Source organism: Streptomyces ipomoeae 91-03, assembly GCF_000317595.1.
GTDB classification, from domain to species: Bacteria; Actinomycetota; Actinomycetes; order Streptomycetales; family Streptomycetaceae; genus Streptomyces; species Streptomyces ipomoeae.
The window spans coordinates 1-4,514 of sequence record NZ_AEJC01000497.1 but is presented as its reverse complement, the minus strand read 5'-3'; the positions used below and the strand labels follow the sequence as shown (position 1 = coordinate 4,514).

3 protein-coding genes are annotated in these 4,514 nt (G+C 67.6%); all 3 read left to right on the top strand.

Going from position 1 to position 4,514, the window contains the following annotated elements; genetic code table 11:
* The first annotated feature begins 30 nt into the window (after positions 1 to 30).
* Positions 31 to 726, top strand: coding sequence for an HAD family hydrolase (locus STRIP9103_RS32510; RefSeq protein WP_048821390.1), 696 nt, complete (start codon positions 31 to 33; stop codon positions 724 to 726).
* A gap of 447 nt (positions 727 to 1,173) precedes the next feature.
* A complete protein-coding gene (locus STRIP9103_RS32505; RefSeq protein ID WP_009327569.1) occupies positions 1,174 to 2,778 on the top strand; it encodes an ABC transporter substrate-binding protein in 1,605 nt (534 codons plus the stop codon).
* A gap of 135 nt (positions 2,779 to 2,913) precedes the next feature.
* The gene (locus tag STRIP9103_RS32500; protein WP_009327568.1) at positions 2,914 to 4,497 is read left to right on the top strand and encodes an ABC transporter substrate-binding protein; all 1,584 of its coding nucleotides are present in this window, start codon (positions 2,914 to 2,916) and stop codon (positions 4,495 to 4,497) included.
* The last annotated feature ends 17 nt before the right edge of the window (positions 4,498 to 4,514 follow it).

The following is a 4,514-nucleotide window of genomic DNA, read 5'->3' as shown; positions in this document are numbered from 1 at the left end:
GCCTGCTCGTCCCACAAGGAGGTGCGCCGGATGACCACGACGATCCCCGCGCTCGGAACCCGTACGGCCGAAGGCTCAGCACTGCAGGCCGTGCTCCTCGACATGGACGGAACCCTGGTGGACACCGAGGGCTTCTGGTGGGACGTGGAAGTGGAGGTCTTCGCCGGTCTCGGCCACACCCTCGACGACTCCTGGCGCCATGTCGTGGTCGGCGGCCCCATGAGCCGCAGCGCGGGCTTCCTGATCGAGGCCACCGGCGCCGACATCACCCTCGCCGAGCTGTCCGTGCTGCTCAACGACGGCTTCGAGGCCCGTATCGGCCAGGCGCTGCCGCTGATGCCGGGCGCGGCCAGGCTCCTCGCCGAACTCGCCGCGCACGGTGTGCCCACCGCCCTGGTCTCCGCCTCGCACCGGCGCATCATCGACCGCGTCCTGACCTCCCTCGGCCCCCAGTACTTCGCGCTGACGGTCGCCGGTGACGAGGTGGAGCGCACCAAGCCGTTCCCCGACCCCTACCTGCTGGCCGCCGCCGGTCTGGACGCGGACCCGGCGAGATGCGCGGTCATCGAGGACACCGCGACCGGTGTCGCCGCCGCCGAGGCCGCGGGCTGCCATGTGGTCGCCGTCCCCTCCGTCGCCCCCATCACCCCCGCCGCCCGACGCACCGTCGTGACCTCGCTGGAAGAGGTCGACCTGCCCTTCCTGCGCGGCCTGATGGCGCTCTGACGACGGGAATGCGCAGACCTGTGCACCCAGCGTGAAAATCGGGACCGCGAGAAATCGAAGATCATTCGACGAGCGCCCGCTGCCGGAATTCCAACCTGCGGGAATGACGGAATTCCCGTGCACACGACCCCCTTTGGTTCTGTGACTTCAACCACTCGAGCCGGGTCGGGCAGCGGGCCTCACGCCCGCCCAAACCCCCCTTTCCGCGATGTTGGTCGCGCCCTTGTGTCCCGATTGGTGAAGGCTGCACCAAACATTCTGTGCCTGGTACACCGGTCTGTCCACGCCCGGTTTCACAGCGTGAGGGGACCCCAACTCCGGTGTGTGCGAACGCGTTAGACGGCGCGGGCTAATCTCGACGCGAGAACATCGCCTTACACCCCCGTGACGCGCTCGCACCACCCCGCTGGCATTCGTCTCGGAACACAGCTTGGAGAAAGCGCAAGCATGAACCGCAAGACCCTGGTGCTGCCGGCCGCGCTCGGTCTGCTCGCCCCGGTACTGGCCGCCTGCGGCACAACCGACAGCGGGAGTAGCAGCGGCGACGCCATCGTCGTCGGCACCACCGACCGGTTCACCGCCTCCGAGGAGGCACCCGCCCCCGTCGACCCGGCCTACGCCTACGACGTCGGCACCTGGAACATCCTCCGCCAGACCGTGCAGACCCTCCTGGTCCAGCCCCGCGGCGACGGCGAACCCGAACCCGAGGCCGCCTCCGACTGCCGCTTCACCGACACCGGCAACGAGCGCTACGTCTGCACCCTGCGCAGCGGCCTGAAGTTCGCCGACGGCAGCCCCATCACCGCCGAGGACGTCAAGTTCTCCATCGACCGCGCCCGCGCCATCAAGGCCGACAGCGGCGTGTACGGCCTGCTGTCCACCATCGACCTCGTCGAGACCAAGGGCGACAAAGAGGTGATCTTCCATCTCAACAGCCCCGACGCGACCCTCCCGTACAAGCTGTCCACCCCCGTCGCGGGCATCGTCAACCCCGCCGACTACGACAAGGACAAGCTCCGCGACGGCTTCGAGGTCGACGGCTCCGGCCCCTACACCCTCGACGCCCAGGTCGAGAACAACGAGCTGGTCAAGGCCGTCTTCACCAAGAACCCCCACTACAAGGGCCAGTTGGACCCGAAGAACGACAAGGTCGAACTGCGTTCCTTCACGAGCGCCGACGCCATGGGCACCGCCCTGAAGGACGGCGACATCGACCTGATGACCCGCACCATGACACCGGAGCAGATCAGCGAACTCTCCAAGTCCGACGACGGCGACATCGACCTGATCGAGGCCCCCGGACTGGAGATCCGCTACCTCGCCTTCAACACCGACGCCGCCCCGGTCGACAGCACCGCCGTCCGCCAGGCCATGGCCGAGGTCATCGACCGCAGCGAGATCGTCTCCCAGGTCTACGGCTCCCAGGCCGAGCCCCTCTTCTCCCTCGTCCCCGCCGGCATCACCGGCCACTCCAACTCGTTCTTCAACAAGTACGGCGACCCCAGCGTCGGCAAGGCCAGGACCGTCCTGGAGAAGGCCGGCATCACCACCCCGGTGAAGCTGACCCTGCACTACACGACCGACCACTACGGCGCCGCCACCAAGAAGGAGTTCGAGCTGCTGAAGAAGCAGCTCGACGACAGCGACCTGTTCGACGTCACCATCAAGGGCGCGCCCTGGTCCACGTTCCGCCCCGCCGGGAAGAAGGGCGAGTACGCGGTCTACGGCATGGGCTGGTTCCCGGACTTCCCCGACGCCGACAACTACCTCGCGCCCTTCCTCGACAAGGACAACTTCCTCCACTCGCCCTACGCCAACAGCGAGATCCGGAGCAAGCTGATCCCCGAGTCCCGCCGCGCCGAAGACCGCCTCAACGCCGCCGAGAGCCTCACCGGCATCCAGGACATCGTCGCCGACGACGTCCCCGTCCTGCCGCTGTGGCAGGGCAACCAGTACGTCGCCGCCCGAGACAACGTCACCGGCGCCGAATACGCCCTCAACTCGGCCTCCACGCTCCAACTCTGGGAGCTCGGCCGCGGCATGGACAACTGACCGCACCCAGAGGGCTTCTGATGGATCTCCGCGGCGTCGGACAACCATCAGAAGCCACCCGACCCCGCGCACGCCGGCCCTCGGGGGAGCCCGCGCGTCGCCATGACACCACCCGACGACACAAGGCACTCATACGTGAACATGCGCACCCAGTGGCCCGCCCTGACCATCGCCACCGGGCTGGCCACCGGCCTGCTGACCGGCTGCGGCTCCGAGGACGGCGGCTCCGGCGACTCCGGCTCCAACGTGGTCATGGGGATGTCCGACGACGTCCTGGCCACCGACCCCGCCTCCGGCTACGACCCCGGGTCCTGGCTGCTCTTCAACAACGTCTTCCAGTCCCTGCTGCGCTTCCCCAACGGTGCCACCGAACCCGAGCCCGACCTCGCCGAGGAGTGCTCCTTCACCGACACCGGCACCAAGGTCTACGAGTGCACCCTCAAGGACGGCCTCAAGTTCAGCAACGGTGAAGCCCTCACCGCGAAGGACGTCAAGTTCTCCTTCGACCGCACGCTGAAGATCAACGACGCCGACGGCCCCGCCGTCATGTTCCCCATGCTCGACAACGTCGAGACGCCGAACGACAACACCGTCGTCTTCAACCTCAAGTACGCCGACGCCACCTTCCCGAGCAAGATAGCCTCCGGCGCCGGCTCCATCGTCGACGAGAGCTCCTACGACGCCGACGGCCTCCGCAAGGACGGCGAGGCCATCGGCTCCGGCCCCTACAAGCTGGAGTCCTTCGGCGAGGACCAGGCCGTCTTCTCCGTCAACGACAACTACAAGGGCACCGCCGACGTCGAGAACAGCGGCGTCACCCTCAAGTTCTTCCACGGCGACCGCGACGCCCTCAAGCAGGCCCTCCTGGAGGGCGACATCGACGTCGCCTACCGCGGCCTCAGCGCCGGTGACATCGCCGACATCGAGACCGACACCTCCACCGCCAGCGGCGTCGAGATCGTCGACGGCACCGGCGCCGAGGTCCAGCACCTCGTCCTCGACATGGACGACCCCGTCACCGGCAAGCTCGGCGTCCGCCGGGCCATCGCCTACCTCCTCGACCGCGACAGCCTCGTCAGCGACGTCTACCAGGGCACCGCGACACCCCTGTACTCGATCGTCCCGGCCGGCGTCACCGGCCACAACACCGCCTTCTTCGACACCTACGGCGCCCGCCCCTCCAAGGACAAGGCCGAGGCCGCCCTGCGCGCCGAGGGCATCACCGACAAAGTGAAGCTGACCCTCTGGTCCACACCCTCCCGCTACGGCCCCTCCACCGACCAGGAGATGGAGGCCATCGCCAAGCAGCTCAACGACAGCGGCCTGTTCGACGCGACCATGAAATCCGTCCCGTTCGACCAGTACGAGAAGGACATCGCCGACGGCAAGTACGGCGTCTACGTCAAGGGCTGGATCCCCGACTACCCCGACCCCGACAACTTCACCAGCCCGTTCTTCGGCGACGGCAACGTGCTGGACAACAACTACGAGAGCAAGACCATCACCGGCGACCTCATCCCGAAGACGGCCGCCCAGAGCGACCGCTCCGCCACCGAGGAGGAGTACGCCCAACTCCAGAACATCGTCGCCAACGACGTCCCCCTCATCCCCATCTGGCAGGCCAAGCAGTACGCCGTCGTCCGCGACGACGTCTACGGCCTGGAGTACTGCCTGGACGCCTCGACCGTGTTCCGCTTCTGGGAGATCAGCAAGGGCTGACGCGGCAACGCACAGAG